Origin of the sequence: Exiguobacterium sp. s127 (genome assembly GCF_018618695.1) — a bacterium.
Classification (GTDB): domain Bacteria; phylum Bacillota; class Bacilli; order Exiguobacteriales; family Exiguobacteriaceae; genus Exiguobacterium_A; species Exiguobacterium_A oxidotolerans.
This window is the reverse complement of record NZ_JACSMO010000008.1, coordinates 126522-142303: the sequence shown is the minus strand read 5'-3', so window position 1 is coordinate 142303 and position 15782 is coordinate 126522. Positions and strand designations below refer to the sequence as shown.

The 15782-nt window shown below is 48.5% G+C and carries 15 protein-coding genes, 7 tRNA genes and 1 rRNA gene; 22 read left to right on the top strand and 1 reads right to left on the bottom strand.

The features are described from left to right. The 19 genes from rrf to KNP98_RS11545 all read left to right on the top strand — a co-directional run. Window positions 1-85, top strand: a 5S ribosomal RNA gene (gene rrf / locus KNP98_RS16335); the annotation flags it as partial. A gap of 16 nt (window positions 86-101) precedes the next feature. After that, window positions 102-176 (top strand) — tRNA-Asn (locus KNP98_RS11630). Window positions 177-178: 2 nt separating this feature from the next. Further along, window positions 179-253 (top strand) — tRNA-Glu (locus KNP98_RS11625). 9 nt (window positions 254-262) lie between these two features. After that, window positions 263-335, top strand: a tRNA-Thr gene (locus KNP98_RS11620). A gap of 33 nt (window positions 336-368) precedes the next feature. Further along, window positions 369-452: transfer RNA gene (locus KNP98_RS11615), tRNA-Tyr, on the top strand. A 4-nt stretch (window positions 453-456) separates the two neighbouring features. Beyond that, window positions 457-529, top strand: a tRNA-Lys gene (locus KNP98_RS11610). Between the two features lie 7 nt (window positions 530-536). Then, window positions 537-608: transfer RNA gene (locus tag KNP98_RS11605), tRNA-Gly, on the top strand. Between the two features lie 16 nt (window positions 609-624). After that, window positions 625-700: transfer RNA gene (locus tag KNP98_RS11600), tRNA-Ala, on the top strand. A 221-nt stretch (window positions 701-921) separates the two neighbouring features. After that, the gene (rocF, locus tag KNP98_RS11595) at window positions 922-1830 is read left to right on the top strand and encodes an arginase (protein ID WP_214805630.1); all 909 of its coding nucleotides are present in this window, start codon (window positions 922-924) and stop codon (window positions 1828-1830) included. A gap of 125 nt (window positions 1831-1955) precedes the next feature. After that, window positions 1956-2519 (top strand): RNA polymerase sigma factor SigW, encoded by a 564-nt coding sequence (gene sigW / locus KNP98_RS11590; RefSeq protein ID WP_214767576.1) that lies wholly within the window; start codon window positions 1956-1958, stop codon window positions 2517-2519. A gap of 16 nt (window positions 2520-2535) precedes the next feature. Next, window positions 2536-3150 (top strand): polymer-forming cytoskeletal protein, encoded by a 615-nt coding sequence (locus tag KNP98_RS11585; RefSeq protein WP_088836017.1) that lies wholly within the window; start codon window positions 2536-2538, stop codon window positions 3148-3150. A gap of 115 nt (window positions 3151-3265) precedes the next feature. Next, window positions 3266-4090 carry a diadenylate cyclase CdaA gene (gene cdaA / locus KNP98_RS11580; RefSeq protein ID WP_204251426.1) on the top strand — a complete coding sequence of 275 codons (825 nt, stop codon included), beginning with the start codon at window positions 3266-3268 and terminating at the stop codon, window positions 4088-4090. Further along, the gene (locus KNP98_RS11575; protein ID WP_088836019.1) at window positions 4090-5376 is read left to right on the top strand and encodes a CdaR family protein; all 1287 of its coding nucleotides are present in this window, start codon (window positions 4090-4092) and stop codon (window positions 5374-5376) included. The genes cdaA and KNP98_RS11575 overlap by 1 nt, the downstream gene beginning before the upstream one ends. A 29-nt stretch (window positions 5377-5405) precedes the next feature. Beyond that, window positions 5406-6761 (top strand): phosphoglucosamine mutase, encoded by a 1356-nt coding sequence (glmM, locus tag KNP98_RS11570; RefSeq protein ID WP_214767579.1) that lies wholly within the window; start codon window positions 5406-5408, stop codon window positions 6759-6761. Window positions 6762-7356: 595 nt separating this feature from the next. Continuing rightward, window positions 7357-9153, top strand: coding sequence for a glutamine--fructose-6-phosphate transaminase (isomerizing) (gene glmS / locus KNP98_RS11565; protein ID WP_088836021.1), 1797 nt, complete (start codon window positions 7357-7359; stop codon window positions 9151-9153). Window positions 9154-9297: 144 nt separating this feature from the next. Next, entirely contained in the window at window positions 9298-9810 is a 513-nt protein-coding gene (locus tag KNP98_RS11560; RefSeq protein ID WP_353048424.1) for a hypothetical protein, read from the top strand. Window positions 9811-10203: 393 nt separating this feature from the next. Beyond that, window positions 10204-10764, top strand: a complete 561-nt coding sequence (locus tag KNP98_RS11555) for an isochorismatase family protein (RefSeq protein WP_214811481.1) — start codon at window positions 10204-10206, stop codon at window positions 10762-10764. 125 nt (window positions 10765-10889) lie between these two features. Beyond that, window positions 10890-11786 (top strand): phosphotransferase family protein, encoded by an 897-nt coding sequence (locus tag KNP98_RS11550; RefSeq protein ID WP_214805633.1) that lies wholly within the window; start codon window positions 10890-10892, stop codon window positions 11784-11786. 67 nt (window positions 11787-11853) lie between these two features. Then, on the top strand, window positions 11854-12843 hold the full coding sequence (locus tag KNP98_RS11545; RefSeq protein ID WP_088836025.1) for an NAD(P)/FAD-dependent oxidoreductase: 990 nt from the start codon (window positions 11854-11856) through the stop codon (window positions 12841-12843). Window positions 12844-12879: 36 nt separating this feature from the next. Here the strand turns inward: KNP98_RS11545 and KNP98_RS11540 are convergent, their stop codons facing one another. Next, entirely contained in the window at window positions 12880-13209 is a 330-nt protein-coding gene (locus KNP98_RS11540; protein ID WP_214767597.1) for a winged helix-turn-helix transcriptional regulator, read from the bottom strand. A gap of 126 nt (window positions 13210-13335) precedes the next feature. On the opposite strand from KNP98_RS11540, the gene KNP98_RS11535 reads away from it, so the two are divergent. The 3 genes from KNP98_RS11535 to KNP98_RS11525 all read left to right on the top strand — a co-directional run bounded on the left by KNP98_RS11535 (window position 13336) and on the right by KNP98_RS11525 (window position 15747). Beyond that, window positions 13336-14193 carry an SDR family oxidoreductase gene (locus KNP98_RS11535; protein WP_214802723.1) on the top strand — a complete coding sequence of 286 codons (858 nt, stop codon included), beginning with the start codon at window positions 13336-13338 and terminating at the stop codon, window positions 14191-14193. Between the two features lie 77 nt (window positions 14194-14270). Beyond that, window positions 14271-15122 carry a PPK2 family polyphosphate kinase gene (locus tag KNP98_RS11530; protein WP_214811478.1) on the top strand — a complete coding sequence of 284 codons (852 nt, stop codon included), beginning with the start codon at window positions 14271-14273 and terminating at the stop codon, window positions 15120-15122. A 286-nt stretch (window positions 15123-15408) separates the two neighbouring features. Further along, window positions 15409-15747, top strand: coding sequence for a zinc ribbon domain-containing protein YjdM (locus tag KNP98_RS11525; protein ID WP_088836029.1), 339 nt, complete (start codon window positions 15409-15411; stop codon window positions 15745-15747). Window positions 15748-15782 lie beyond the last annotated feature (35 nt).

Sequence of the window (15782 nt, the reverse complement as noted above, 5' to 3'; positions counted from 1 at the left end):
TTCCCATGCCGAACACGGAAGTTAAGCACTTGAACGCCGAAAGTAGTTGGGGGCTTCCCCCTGTGAGGATAGGACGTTGCCAGGCAATTTTGTTTTTTTATTCCGCAATAGCTCAGTGGTAGAGCAACCGGCTGTTAACCGGTAGGTCGTAGGTTCAAATCCTACTTGCGGAGCCAATGGCCCGTTGGTCAAGCGGTTAAGACACCGCCCTTTCACGGCGGTATCACGGGTTCGATTCCCGTACGGGTCACCATTTTATTGTGCCGGTGTAGCTCAGCTGGTAGAGCAACTGACTTGTAATCAGTAGGTCGCGGGTTCGACTCCTGTTGCCGGCACTGTTTTTTTAATTAAATTTTCCTAGACAAACTGGGGGGGTAGCGAAGTGGCTAAACGCGGCGGACTGTAAATCCGCTCCCTCGGGTTCGGCGGTTCGAATCCGCCCCCCCCCACCATGTCGAGCCATTAGCTCAGTTGGTAGAGCATCTGACTTTTAATCAGAGGGTCGCAGGTTCGAATCCTGCATGGCTCATTTTCTTGCGGAAGTAGTTCAGTGGTAGAATACGACCTTGCCAAGGTCGGGGTCGCGGGTTCGAATCCCGTCTTCCGCTTTTTGTTTATTTTTTTGGGGCCTTAGCTCAGCTGGGAGAGCGCCTGCCTTGCACGCAGGAGGTCAGCGGTTCGATCCCGCTAGGCTCCACCAAATTTTGCTTAAAGATCTTAAGCGAGTTTCGTTCGTCTTAAGTTTTTTTATACTTGAAATGCCTGTTAACCAGAGTACGTACGCGAAAGCACTGTGATTCCCTTCACAGTGCTTTTTTGTTGTCGTCTACTGTATAAAGATGCGTCATCTTGTCGAGTTGAACCAGCCGTATGTTACCGCTTACAATTAAGGTAACTTAATTAAGCAAAGGGGATGCGGGGATGAACATTGCATATATCAGCGTGCCATATCGTTACGGTCAAGGAAAGCCAGGAACAGAGCATGGTCCGGCAGCAGTCGAACAAGCAGGCCTATTTCAAACGTTAGCAACACATGGACAAGAAGCGGTCCGCTATGGGGAAGCGGCTGTCTTACCAGAAGACGCGGTACGTGAGGAAGATGCGAAGTTAAAGCGTCTCGAAGGAGTCGTCCATACGACGAATGATTTACAGCTAATTGTACATGATGCGCTGTCCGAACGACGTTTTCCGTTACTCGTCGGGGGCGACCACAGCATGGCAATCGGAACGATCGCAGGACTTCGTCGATCGATTCCGCGGCTCGGTGCAATTTGGTTCGATGCGCATGGTGATTTAAATACACCGGAAACGTCACCTACAGGTAATATTCACGGAATGCCACTCGCTGTTGCCCTTGGGGAAGGGCATCGGCGTTTAACGGAAATCGGTGGGACAGACGTCAAGTTACAACCGGAGCATCTTGTCTTTATCGGCTTGCGTGACGTCGATCCGGGAGAACAGGAATTGATTGATCGGCTTGGGATTCGCGTTTATGACATGGAAGCGATTCGGACACGGGGAATGGAAGCCATCATGAAGGAAGCGATTGCTTACCTAAACGAAACGACAGACGCATTTTACTTAAGTTTCGACATGGATGGTCTTGACCCGAGTTTAGTCGAAGGGACCGGGACGCGGGTTGCGGACGGTGTCATGTTAGAGGATGCTCAGACCGTCTTGAACTCTTGTGCGGAACAAGAAAACTTTATTGCAGCGGAGTTCGTCGAAGTGAATCCGTTGTTAGAAGAAGGGAACGGAACAGCGATTCTTGCAAATGCCTTGATCGGAAACCTACTTCAAGCAATGCAAAACCAACATTTAGTAAAATAATGGATAGAACTTGAACTCTTTTCATCGGGGTTCAAGTTTTTTTTGTTACAATTTAAATTGAGATGAAACATTTATCGGTCGACTCCGTATAAGAGATTGACCGCATAGAGCGGGGGGTATTTGAAGTGGAAGAAACAACACTACGCTTGATTGAGCGAGTGAAGCAAGGAGACCGTGATGCATTTGCGGCACTTGTTGATCTATATAAAGAAGGGGCATTTTTAGTTGCCTTCCGTGTATTACGTGATCGGATGGAAGCAGAGGATGCCACGCAAGAAGCCTTTATTCGCGTATTTACAAAGATTGAATCGTATAATGCGCAATGGAAATTCCGTACGTGGCTCTACCGGATTGTGACGAATGTTTCAATTGACCGCTTACGGAAGAAACGTCCAGATTATTCCCTTGATGCCGAGATGTCAGGTACTGAAGGCTTGACGCTGTATTCTCAGCTTGAAAGTAAGGAGCAATTGCCAGAAGATCAAGTCGTTGATTCAGAAGAACGAAATGCTGTCGGTGACGCGATTGCCGCTTTACCTGAAAAGTATCGAATTCCACTCGTCTTGAAATATATTGAAGACCTTTCATTAAAGGAAATCAGTGAACTGATCGATTTACCAGTCGCCACAGTCAAAACTAGAATTCACCGTGGCCGAGAAGCGCTGAAGAAGCACTTCGGAACGCGGTGAGAAGGAGGATCTCACCATGACACGAGAACACGTAAACGAACGCATCCAAGATTATTTAGACCAAAACCAACCTCCAGAAGACTTTAAACAACTCGAAGCGGAGTTACGGGAGGCGAATGCGATGGACGACTTCGAAGAGTATCGACTCCTCGATGCACAGTTACGCACGCTTCCGAAGCCGAAGCTCTCGGCAGACTTTACATCCCGCGTGCTGGCACAACTGCCTGAACAGGTGGACACGTCGAATGTGACACCGCTTCGTAAACCTTCTCGGTTTGGAGGGAAGATGAAACAGTATCCACTCCTTGCAGCTGCCTCGATCTTTGCGTTACTTTCGGTCGGTAGCCTCGGGGGGTACATGACGCAAGAAGATAAAGACTTGTCGTATACGAACGCTCCCGGTATCGTCGCTGAAAATGGCGAAGTTGTTGTTCCAAAAGGAGTGACGGTCAATCAAGATTTATACGTTGAAGGCGGCAATGTCCGGATTGAAGGCAAAGTCAATGGAGACGTCATGACCGTTGACGGGACGGCTTACACAGCCAGTGCCGGAAACGTAACTGGAGAAATTAAAGAAATCGATCAGTTGTTCGAACGCGTCTGGTACGGAATCAAACGAATCTTTGATTAATCAGTTGGGGCGAGTCTAACTCGCCCCTTTGTGCTATAATGAAAGCTGTTTAAATTAGATGAGATAGGGGGCACGGTTGGTGAATTACTTCAACTGGCAACCACTTCAATTTCAAATGTTGAAACTGGGCGAAAACGTACACTGGTACGATTATATTAATGATGTGCTTGATATCGCGGTCGTGACATTCGTCATTTACCGCCTGATGATTATCGTCAAAGGCACAAAAGCGGTTCAATTGATTAAAGGGATTTCTGTCATTTTGATCAGCTGGTTCTTAAGCGGCTTCTTCGGACTGAAGACCTTACAATTTCTATTGAATCAAATCATCACCTATGGATTACTCGGAATTATCATCATCTTCCAGCCAGAGCTCCGTCGAGGACTGGAGCACCTGGGACGAACGAGTAAATTCTTTTCACGGAGTGCCATCAGTGATGAAGATGAACAAACGCGAATCGTCGACGCACTCGTTTCGTCAGCACAATACATGTCGAAACGCCGGATTGGTGCGCTCGTCACGTTTGAACGGGAAACCGGTCTTAGTGAATATGTCGAGACGGGGATTCCGCTCGGCTCACAAATTACGAGTCAGCTTTTGATTAACCTCTTTATCCCGAACACGCCGTTGCATGATGGTGCGGTCATCGTTCAGCAAGGCAAACTTGCGGCAGCGGCTTGTTATTTACCGCTCTCAGAAAGTGCCCACATCTCTAAGGATCTCGGGACGCGTCACCGGGCCGCGATTGGTGTCAGTGAAGTTACGGATAGTGTCACGCTTGTCGTATCGGAAGAGACGGGAGGCGTATCTCTCGCAATCAATGGTCGTCTTTACCGGGAACTCGACGAAGATTCGCTTCGGACGAAGTTGCTTGAGACGCTCGTCAAAGTCGAACCGGCGAATACGTCCTTCTTTAACTGGATGGGGGCGAAAAAATAATGTTCGAAAAGTGGTTCAATGAACGATGGTTTTTACGAATCGTTGCGGTACTACTTGCTGTGATGCTCTATTTGATGGTCGCAGGCTCGAGTTCGAGCGGGAAAAGTGACGCGGCGAGTCTATTGCCGATCGCTGGTCAGGGCTCGACGACGTTTGACGTACCGGTCACAGTGAATTATGATGAATCGCAGTGGGTCGCCTATAATATTCCAACTACAATCGAAACGACGGTCAAAGGACCATCGAGTAGCTTGACGATGCTTCGCCTCGTCAAAGACTTTGGTCTATCGTTAGATTTAGAGGGACTCGACCCTGGGTACCACCGTGTTCGTGTGACAGCGAATGGATTTGGAAAAGATGTTGAAGTGACACCGAAACAGGAGACGGTCGAAGTTTTTCTTGATAAAAAAGTCACGAAACAAGTCCCGGTTCAAGTCGCTTTACTCAACAAAAATAAAATCGCCGAAGGGTATGTCGTCGGTGAAGCACAACCGAGTAAACAAACGGTTGCTGTGACGGGAGGAGCAGAAAAGCTCCAAGCCATCACATCGATTCAAGTCCCGATCGACGTGACGGGTCGCGCGTCGACTTTCATGGAGTCGTTCAACGTTAAAGCGACGGATACGAATGGGAACGCGATTAGCGCGACGTACGATCCGGAACAGCTTGAAGTGACAGTTCCTGTCTATAAGGAAAGTAAAACAGTCCCGATCAACGTTAAAACAACAGGTAGCGTCAAAAAAGGCTACAAGGTCGTCAAGATCGTTCCCGTCGTCACGGAAGCGCGTCTGTACGGAACGAAGGAAGAATTGACGCGAATCGGTTCAGTCGATACAAAGGCAATCTCACTGAAAGATTTGACGAAGACGACCGATAAGACGATCGAACTCGTCGAACCGGATAATGTGACGGCAATGGATCCGACTTCGATTACGGTCAGTATCGTCGTCGAGAAAGAAAATGCTAAATCGACGACGGAAACGGTCGAGGAGCGAGCAGAGAAGACGATTACAGGTGTTCCTGTGACGCTTAACGGTTTCGACGAGTCGAAGTATACAATTGACTATGCTGAAACGATTGATCTCGTCGTCCGTGGCAGCGAAGCGGACTTAGCTTCGATTGATGCAACCGACATCAAGGCTGTCATCGACGTAACAGGATTAAAAGAAGGCACACACGGCTTACCGATTTCATATCAGACATCTAAAGCATTCGATGTCTTACGACCGGATAACATGGACGTCACGTTAAAGACGATTCCCCGGACATCGGTACAGACCAATTAAAACCAATCAGTGAAATGAGGAAATAGCACATGGGTAAGTATTTTGGAACTGACGGCGTCCGCGGCGTCGCAAACGTAGAATTGACACCGGAACTCGCCTACCGTCTTGGACGGATTGGCGGATACGTGTTGACGAAACACGAGAGCACACGTCCGAAAGTCTTAATCGGACGCGATACACGCGTCTCGGGTCAAATGCTTGAGAACGCGATGATCGCAGGATTGTTATCAATCGGCGCGGAAGTTATGCGCCTTGGTGTCATCTCGACACCGGGCGTCGCATACTTGACGAAAACGATGGATGCGACTGCAGGCGTCATGATTTCAGCGTCACATAATCCGGTCGAAGACAACGGCATCAAGTTCTTCGGAACAGACGGATTTAAACTCAATGATGCAACGGAACTTGAAATCGAAGCATTGCTCGACGAAACAGAGGACACACTCCCGCGACCATCAGGGAAAGAACTTGGTTTCGTTCACGATTATTATGAAGGTGCGCAAAAATACCTCCATATGCTTCGTCAAACATCGGATGAAGATTTTTCTGGGATTCATGTCGCAATCGATGGCGCGCACGGCGCGACATCAAGCCTTGCACCACGTTTGTTCGGGGACCTCGAAGCAGAAGTCTCGACAATCGGTACAACGCCAAACGGTTTGAACATTAATGATGGTGTCGGATCGACACACCCTGAGCACCTCGCGGCATTCGTCAAAGAAAAAAATGCCGACGTCGGTCTCTCGTTTGACGGTGACGGCGATCGCTTGATTGCAGTCGATGAAAATGGGGATATCGTCGATGGCGATAAAATCATGTTCATCTGTGGAAAATACTTGAACGAAATCGGTCGTTTGAAAGATAACACGATCGTCGCGACAGTCATGAGTAACCTCGGCTTCCATAAAACAGTCGCAGAACACGGCATGACAGCCTTACAAACAGCAGTCGGTGACCGTTACGTCGTCGAAGAGATGCGTAAAAACGACTACACACTCGGTGGCGAACAGTCAGGTCACATCATCTTCATGGATTACTCGACGACAGGCGACGGCATGTTGTCTGGCGTTCAGTTACTCCAAATCATGAAGGCGACAGGCAAGAAGTTATCGGAACTCGCAGCCGAGATGCCGATCTTCCCGCAACGTCTTGTCAACATTCGTGTATCGGATAAGAATGGGGCAATGAACGGTCCTGCCGTTCAAGCGATCATTGCGGAAGTCGAAGCGGAAATGGCTGGAAACGGTCGGATTCTCGTTCGGGCATCTGGAACAGAACCACTCGTCCGTGTCATGGCGGAAGCAGAGTCGCAAGAAGCGTGTGACATGTACGTCGAGCGGATCGCGAACGTCGTGCGTGAAAATTACGCGTTACAAGAAAATTGAGTCGACGAAAAGGAGTAGCTACGTGCTGCTCCTTTTTTTGTGTACGGGAGGAATGTTAAGGAGGGGAATTAGCACGAACCCGTTGTCCTGTGCCCGCTTTTCTCAGGCGGAACGCAAGCCGCGGTCAGCTTGGGGCTGCCCGGGTCTCGCTTGTTCCTGTCGGAAGCGGAGCTTCCTTTTCCTGTAGAAGTCGGACAGGGGTACGGGTTCGTTGGAGGGTGGATGAGTAGGTACAGAAGCTTAATTCTTTTTTTTACAAAATCTAGGGATTAGAAGTATTGTTTAGAAAGATATCGGGAATAGTTACAAATACGTTACCTTCCTTGCTTTTTCCAATTAAAGTTCGTATGATTGTAAAGTCGGACAGAAACGGAGTCGGACAGAAACAGAAGCGCCAGGGCTGACTATGTGATAGGCAGCTGACGAGGTGGAGGTTTATCGAATCATTCGGCGGATGCCTCCCGGTACCTTATCAGTACCGTAAACTTACTTGAAATCGTCTAAGTGATTAGACGGACAAACAAGCAAGTGCTGATAACTCTCGACAAGAGCCGTTTCCTCTTCAGGGAAATACTTGATATGGGAGAGAATCAATATGTGCGGAATCGTAGGTATGATCGGAGAAGTTAACACGAAAGAAATTTTACTAAAGGGTCTCGAAAAACTCGAGTACCGCGGTTATGACTCGGCAGGTCTTGCGTTCGTCAATGACGGCGTTCAGGTTCATAAAGAAGTCGGTCGCATCGCTGCGCTACGCGAAGTCGTCCCTGCAGAAGCAGACGGTACAGTAGGAATCGGTCACACACGTTGGGCAACACACGGTGTACCAAGTGTTCCGAACGCCCACCCACACCAAAGTGCATCATCACGCTTTACACTCGTGCATAACGGTGTCATCGAAAACGATGAGCAGTTAAAAGCAGAACTTAACGTCGATTTACTCAGCGACACGGATACAGAAGTCATCGTTCAGATGATTGAAAAGAACTTTGACGCAACAGGTGATGTCACGGAAGCCTTCCGTCAAACACTTCGCGTGCTCCACGGTTCGTATGCGCTCGCTTTAATCGATGCAGAAAACCCGGACGTTCTTTATATCGCAAAAAATAAATCACCACTTCTCGTTGGTCTCGGAGACGGCACGTTCAACGTCGTTGCGTCTGATGCAATGGCCATGCTTCAAGTAACGGATCAGTTCGTTGAGTTACATGACGGTGAAATGATCATCTTAACGCGTGACAGTGTCACAATCCAGGATTTAGACGGAAACGTGCAAGAGCGTGACGCGTATACAGCTGAAATTGATGCTTCTGATATCGAAAAAGGGACATACGCGCACTATATGCTTAAAGAAATGGATGAGCAGCCAGCCGTCATCCGGAACATCGTTCAAAAATACCAAAACGAAGCTGGCGAAATCACACTCGATCAATCGGTTCGTGATTTAGTCCTTGGTCGTGACCGCGTCTATATCATCGGTTGCGGAACAAGCTACCATGCCGGATTGATCGGGAAACAATTGATTGAACAAATCGCTGGGATTCCGGCAGAGGTCCACATCTCGTCTGAATTCGGCTACAACATGCCACTTTTGACAGAGAAACCACTCTTCCTCTTCCTTTCACAATCAGGTGAAACAGCGGATAGCCGTGCCGTTCTCGTTGAAGCGAAAAAACTTGGTCACCCAGCATTGACGGTCACGAACGTCGCGGGATCAACACTTTCACGTGAAGCAAACGCAACACTCTTGTTGCATGCGGGTCCTGAAATCGCAGTTGCCTCAACAAAAGCATACACAGCGCAAATTGCTGTTCTTGCGGTCCTCGCGTTTGACCTGGCTCAAGCAAAAGGCGTCGACGTCAACTTCGATCTCATGAAAGAACTCGGTAAAATTTCAAGCGCAATGGAATCCGTCATGTCACAAAAAGAACGGTTCCAAGAGATCGCTGCAGAATACTTGTCTGAATCACGCAACGCCTTCTTCATCGGCCGTGGTCAAGATGCGTATGTCGGAATGGAAGGGGCACTCAAGCTCAAAGAAATTTCGTACATCCAGGCAGAAGGGTACGCTGGCGGCGAATTGAAACACGGTCCAATCGCTTTGATTGAAGACAACACACCGGTCATCGCCCTCGTGACACAACCGCACGTTCACCTCAACAACCGAGGCAACGTCAAGGAAGTCGTCGCACGTGGCGCGAACGCATGTGTCATCGCTTCAGAAGGTCTCGAATTGCCGACGGATGCATTCGTCATCCCGTCAGTCGAGCCGCTCTTGTCACCATTACTTTCAGTCTTACCACTTCAGTTGATCTCGTACTACGCGGCACTCGGCCGTGATTGCGACGTCGACAAGCCACGTAACTTGGCGAAGTCAGTAACAGTCGAATAAAAACATTCAAGTCATACTCCTTCCAGTTGGAGTATGACTTTTTTATTACCTAACACTGAAGGAATGAGTGGTGAAACACATATGCAGATGAAAACAAACTGGCTCCAAGCTTTTCCGCAATCCTGTGCAGGAGACGTGGAGGCTGTGAGACGTCTCTTCCCACACCGATTGTTTAGACCGGTGACGTGGGGGACGATTGAAATCGCGTATTGGCAAGAAAAGTTGAATTTGCCGTCTCGCGTGTACTTGGATGAAGTACCAGAGGTGAAAATCGAGACGTTGACGAAACAACAACGGTGGCTGCTCTATTGCTTGTATACGCGCCATCACAATGGTTATATCCGCGAGAAATATGTTCAACGATTACAAGAAGAACAGGCGGATACAGACTGGGTGTTGCTTTATCTGATTGAATTGACTGGGGAATATGTAAGAGAAATTCTAGAACGAATCGAACCGATTTTAGAGAGGTGGCCTGAGGAAAATCTGTGTTCCTTTCTACAAGCAAATGATGTTTACATGACACGGATTGAGTGTCGCATCATCAGCTACTGGAATATATATCAGCGGACATCTTATCCACTCTTAGGGGATTCAGCCTATGTCGGATTTCGACTTACAAAATACTACCGTTTACGCAAGGTAACAAAGCAGTAGAAATACTGAAATCGAGTAATCGTCAATAGACCGTACACGCTCAACAGAGAGTGTACGGTCTATTTGTTAGTTCATCATGGACTGAAGATAGAAGAAGCTTAACAAAACAAGTGAAATCAAAAAGCAGACGAAGAGATTCTTCATGAAGACGTTCCGAGAAAGGCGCCGGTTCATGATTATCTTATCGAGAAACAGATTAACAGCTAAGACAATTACGAAAATCACGAAAAAGAGTGGCAATAGGTCCATATGTAACATCCTTTCCATCATCTTATTCAACGCATCAAGTCAATCAAAAGTTTCGCAAAGCTTAAAATCTCTTGTGAAAAACAGGACTTTCCAGTAGGGAAGGGAAAGAAGAGAAGTAAAGAAACCAAAAGGAGGGACATTCAGATGCGACAAGCGGTACTCATTATTGATTTTCAACAGGATCTCGTCGAAGGGACGGCAGAAGAGTCAGGTGTTCATGCGAAAGATGCCGTCAGTCAGGTCATCAATCAAGTCGTGCAAGAAGCACGGAATCATGCTCATACGATTGTCTTCATCCGGGATCTTGATGTCGCGGACGGAAACGGAGCGGGGTTTGCGGTGCACGCCTCGATTCAGATTCCAGATCAGGCGGTGACGTTCGATAAAGCCGCAACGAATGCGTTTCACGGGACACCACTGCTTGAGTATCTGAATGAACGACAAATCGAACATGTCGTCATCCTCGGCTGTAAGACGGAACACTGCATCGATACGGCGGTCCGCAGTGCAACCGTCAACGGATTTGATGTGACGCTCGTCGCCGACGGACATACGACGAACGGTTCCGATGTTTTATCGGCGGAGTTGATGATTGCCCACCACAATCAAGTCTTGCACGGTCACTACAATGTCGAACATTTTGCGCTTGTCCGCCCCTCATCGGAGAAGTTATTTGAACCGATCCACGATCAGCACAGAACATAAAGGAGTGAAGTTATGATTGAACTGCGAAAGATAAAAGAGACTGTTTATTTAACCTATCAGATGCTCGATACAGCCGCAATTGACGGACTGCCCGAAATCCTTGAAAAACGACTGGGGGATGCATTATGACCCGCGAAGAGTGGATTCAATCGTTTGATCTCGATGTAGCAGAGATTTTTTCCGTCACGGATTCGTACAGTTCCGAAGTCGACCGGCTGGTTCTGCGTGACGGTCGGACTGTTTTTTTAAAGCGACCCTATACGGCTGATAAATGGTACCGGGAGCACGGATGGCTGACGTATTTGGCCGACCGTGTCGCCGTTCCGAAAATCCTTGCAGAAGCACCGCCAACGCCGCAGACGACGGGAGCTTTCGTACTGGAGGCATTAGTCGGTGCGACAATCGAGACGGTGACACCGACACTAGCCACACAAATCGGACGGCTTCACGCGACTTTACATACCTGTACGCATGAGACCTATGGTGATTTTGAACAAAACGGCTTCACCGCGTTTACCTCACAGGACTGGCGTGTCTTCCGAAATGCGAAGATGACCTCATTCGAGCCGGCGATTCAACAAGTTTTGCCGCCTGTCCTTTATCAAGCCGCCTTTACAGAATTAAAACGGCGTGAACGTGAGTTACCGGAACCCTCGCGTCCGGTCGCCGTTCATCTCGATTTCAGGCTCGGGAATCTGCTCGCAGACGGCGGAAACCTCACTGGACTGATCGACTTTGAAACTTCACGTTTCGGAGCGACGGAGATCGACTTCACGAAACTCGACCGGGATGTCTTCCAAGGTGGCAGCGCTCTGCTGGGTGCTTATCAAAACGGATACGGCCAAATTCGGACACCGGAACCGATTGAAGTCTATTTGCCGTACTACCGTCTGTTTGAAGCACTGACGGGAATCGGCTGGTGCGTCCAGCGTGGATTAGCGCAGCACCAACAGTTTTTTGACAACAACCATGCCCGCTTGTTAATTGAACTCGAACGGACGAGCATATTCGAAGAACGTTAAAAGACGTCGTTTGACGAGCGAACCGCTATACTTGTGGAAATGAAGCAAGTGGAGGGGGATGTATCAGATGGAACAACCAAAACGAATCGGAATTATCGGCGGTGGACTTGCGGGGACGTTCGCTGCCCGTCAATTACAAGTCGAAGGATACGAGGTCGAGATCATCGAAAAAAGCCAAAGTGTCGGGGGACGCATGGCGACACGACGAATCGATCAGGGAAAGGCGGACCACGGAGCTGTCTTTTTCACCGTCCGGACGGATGAACTGGCGCAGGAAGTCGATGAATGGCTCGAACGCGGATTGATTCGGAAATGGTTCGGTGATGATTTTCCACGGTATATCGCGATTAACGGGATGAATCAACTCGTTCAGTCGATTGCACGCGGGATTCCGGTCCACTTGAACGAACAGGTCGTACGGATTGAAGCGGACACGGTTTTGCGGACGATTGCAGATAGCCGGACACGGGTCTATGACGCGATGCTCGTGACAGCACCGGTTCCGCAAGCCTATGACTTACTGGAAGCGTCCCGGCTGACGCTTGACGCAGCCGATCATACAGCGTTAAGCCGTGTCACGTTCGAACCGACATTTGTCGGCCTGTTTGAACTGAAAGAACCGCTCGAAATTGGGGAGGTCGGTCTGGCGGACGAAGGACTTGTCCCCGGGATGCTGAAGCTCGTCAACAACGCAGAAAAAGAAATCTCGGCGACACCTTTACTGAGTGTCTACATGACGGGTGAGTGGAGTGAATCCTGGTATGACAAGGAGGAAGCGGAGACGCTCACTGAAATCGAACGGCTCCTGCAAGCACAACTCGGTCCCGTCGAACTCATCTCCCGTCAGTTGAAACGATGGCGTTACGCTCAGGCACGCGATGTCTTCCACACGCCGTTTCTAAAACTGAATCACCATCCGCTGTGGCTTGCCGGGGATGCCTTCCTTGAAGCAGATGATGCCTCGGGACGGACACGGGTTGAGAGTGCCGTCATATCCGGTCTACGTGTCGCAGCGACAATCGATGCGCATTTTAAGCAACACGTTCTGACGAAATGAAGTAAAAGCAGGAGTATGCGACATGGCACTCCTTTATTATTGATCAGATTCTGAAATGTGCGACAGGCTCCAAGCAGCCATTGCATCTAAAATCGGCAAAAAACTAAGTCCCGTGTCGGACAATGAGTATTCGACCTTTATCGGCACTTCCCGGTAGACTTTTCGAAGCAACATGCCATCCTGCTCAAGTTCGCGTAGTTGACGTGCTAAGATGCCCTTAGAAATTCCGGGCAGCAGACGTTGTAAGGCGCCAAAGCGTTGTGTTCCTTGTTTGAGATGCCACAGGATGAGGATTTTCCATTTACCAGAAATGATGGTTTGCACACGAGTGACCGGACAAGCCGTCCGCTGTTCGGTAAGATTCATTTAGTGTCCTCCAATGGTTCTGTTTAGGTGACCAAGTATCTAAAAGGTGCCTACTAGGATTAGTGTACCACCTGTAATAAGATTAGGTACAGGATAGGCATTTGATAGAAAAAGGAGCGAATACCCATGAAGCTATTGATTACAGGAGCAACTGGAAAATTAGGAACTAAGATTGTCAATCATCTGTTAGGGCGGATCAGTGCGGACGACCTTGTCGTCAGTGTCCGAAATGTCGAAAAAGCAGCGAATCTCAAAGAACGTGGTGTCGAAGTCCGTCATGGAGATTTTGATGCGCCAACTACGTTAGCAACGGCCTTTGCAGGGATTGATCGTTTGTTGATCATTTCAACGGACGGGGAAGAAGCTACACGGGTCCGGCAACATACGGCAGCAATCGAGGCAGCGCAGGCTGCAGGCGTCGGCCTGATCGCCTACACGAGTATTGCCAATGCACAAGCAAGTCAAAATTTCTTGGCACGGACGCACCAGGTAACAGAACGATTGATTGAACAGACAGGTATCCCTTATATTTTCTTCCGGAACAACTGGTATCTTGAAAACGAGCAGGCGACGATTGACGCTGTACGTAACGGAGCAGACTGGTTGACAGCAGCGGGTGACGGAAAAGTCGGCTGGGCGTTGCAGGACGACTATGCAGAAGCAATCGCTACTGTTTTGACAACAGATGCTCCAAAACAAGCTATCTATGAACTGTCGGGTCCATTGTTGACACAAACAGAAATCGCCGAGGCACTCGGAGCGGTTCTTGCTCGACCTGTCACTGTTCAACAAGTGGATGTAGCAACGTATGCTGATATCATGAAACAAGCGGGTCTCCCGGACTTCCTCATCCCGATGCTTGTCTCGATTCAAGAAGGGATTGCAAACGATACGCTTGCTGTTGAAAGTCAGGACTTTGCACAAATTCTCGGTCGCCCGCCTGTCGTAATCAACAATGCATTAGAACGATTGATTAAAAGATAAGTTCATTTGAACGGGTTTTCCGAAGTCCTTCTCAGGGTATTCTTTTGAGAGTGAGTGAAAGTTAGAGGAGGATTCAAATGGACATCAAAAAATATCGAGTCGCTCCGGATGCGAACGTCAGTTTAGCTGATTACCAAACGTCTGATCCGGACCGGATTTCTGAAGAACAATTACTCAAGACATACATTCCAGATAGCGTCGAGGAATTGAAAGAGCTACATTGGCGGCTTCATGCAGAAGAAAAACAAGGTATTTTAGTCGTCCTGCAGGCGATTGATGCCGGTGGGAAAGATGAAGCGATCAGCTATATCTTTTCAAACCTGAATGCCCAAGGCTTAAAGACGATCTCGGTCAAGAAACCGTCAGAAGAAGAACAAAAACACGATTTTCTATGGCGGATTCATGACGGGTTGCCGGCCAAAGGAGAAGTCGGCATTTTAAATCGCTCGTATTATGAAGATGTCATCGCACCGCGTATTCATAACCTGCTTGAGGAGGAAGAACTCCCGAACGATCAAGACGTTTGGCAGATGCGGTACCGGCAAATCAATGACTTCGAGCAGTATCTGGTCGAGAACGGCGTCCGTGTCGTCAAGTTTCTCTTCAATGTTTCGAAGGACAAACAAAAGGAACGGTTGCTCGAACGGATGAAAGACCCGAAAAAGAACTTCGAGTTTTCGTTCAGTGACGTTGAGGAGCGGGAACATTGGGATGAGTATCAAGACATCTTTGCCGATTTGATTTCAAACACATCAACGGAAAATGCGCCATGGTACGTGCTACCGGCCGATGATGACTGGTTCGGACGTTACATCGTGACAGAAGTCATGAACGACGTTTTACGCGATATCGATCCGCAGTTTCCTGAAGTGTCGGACGAGGATCAAGAAAAACTAGATGAAGCAATCAAAAAGCTGGAAAATGAATAATCAAAACCGTTCATCGTCTGACGATGAACGGTTTTTTAGGCTGTAGACAAAGTTCTATCGGGAGATAAAGCGTCGCGTTTCGTTGACTCCTACGGGGGAAGAAACGAAACGTGACGCTTTGAAGACGAGGCGAGACAGGGCAGCGCGAACGGATTGCCTCTCGTTCTAGCATATTCACGCTTCATAAGAGGTTGTCTAAGCATTTTTTTAATTTGTTATTTTCGTTTTTGTCAGACACGTTATACTAAACAGGGAAGAAACGATGAACGATTTGGAGGAATCACACATGACTGAATATCCAAACTGTCCGAACTGTGGATCGAGCTATACATATGAAGATGGAAATCTGTTCGTCTGTCCGGAATGTGCGCATGAATGGACGCAGGCTGAAGCGGACGTGACGGAAGAGACGGCGGTCATCCGTGACGCGAACGGAAACGAATTGCATGACGGCGACACGATTACGGTCATCAAAGACTTGAAGGTCAAAGGCACATCGCTCGTCGTCAAACAAGGAACCCGTGTCAAAGGAATTCGTCTCGTCGATGGAGATCACGACATCGATTGCAAGATTGATGGCTTAGGTGCAATGAAGCTGAAATCCGAGTTCGTTAAAAAAATCTGATGTAAAAAACCGCCAGTCAGGTCGACATGGCGGTT

Bases quoted from the DNA above. Each gene is read 5' to 3' on its own strand.
- rocF (WP_214805630.1), top strand. From the start codon at position 922: ATGAACATTGCATATATCAGCGTGCCATATCGTTACGGTCAAGGAAAG.
- KNP98_RS11585 (WP_088836017.1), top strand. From the start codon at position 2,536: ATGACACGAGAACACGTAAACGAACGCATCCAAGATTATTTAGACCAA.
- cdaA (WP_204251426.1), top strand. From the start codon at position 3,266: ATGTTGAAACTGGGCGAAAACGTACACTGGTACGATTATATTAATGAT.
- KNP98_RS11575 (WP_088836019.1), top strand. From the start codon at position 4,090: ATGTTCGAAAAGTGGTTCAATGAACGATGGTTTTTACGAATCGTTGCG.
- glmM (WP_214767579.1), top strand. From the start codon at position 5,406: ATGGGTAAGTATTTTGGAACTGACGGCGTCCGCGGCGTCGCAAACGTA.
- glmS (WP_088836021.1), top strand. From the start codon at position 7,357: ATGTGCGGAATCGTAGGTATGATCGGAGAAGTTAACACGAAAGAAATT.
- KNP98_RS11555 (WP_214811481.1), top strand. From the start codon at position 10,204: ATGCGACAAGCGGTACTCATTATTGATTTTCAACAGGATCTCGTCGAA.
- KNP98_RS11550 (WP_214805633.1), top strand. From the start codon at position 10,890: ATGACCCGCGAAGAGTGGATTCAATCGTTTGATCTCGATGTAGCAGAG.
- KNP98_RS11545 (WP_088836025.1), top strand. From the start codon at position 11,854: ATGGAACAACCAAAACGAATCGGAATTATCGGCGGTGGACTTGCGGGG.
- KNP98_RS11540 (WP_214767597.1), bottom strand. From the start codon at position 13,209: ATGAATCTTACCGAACAGCGGACGGCTTGTCCGGTCACTCGTGTGCAA.
- KNP98_RS11535 (WP_214802723.1), top strand. From the start codon at position 13,336: ATGAAGCTATTGATTACAGGAGCAACTGGAAAATTAGGAACTAAGATT.
- KNP98_RS11530 (WP_214811478.1), top strand. From the start codon at position 14,271: ATGGACATCAAAAAATATCGAGTCGCTCCGGATGCGAACGTCAGTTTA.
- KNP98_RS11525 (WP_088836029.1), top strand. From the start codon at position 15,409: ATGACTGAATATCCAAACTGTCCGAACTGTGGATCGAGCTATACATAT.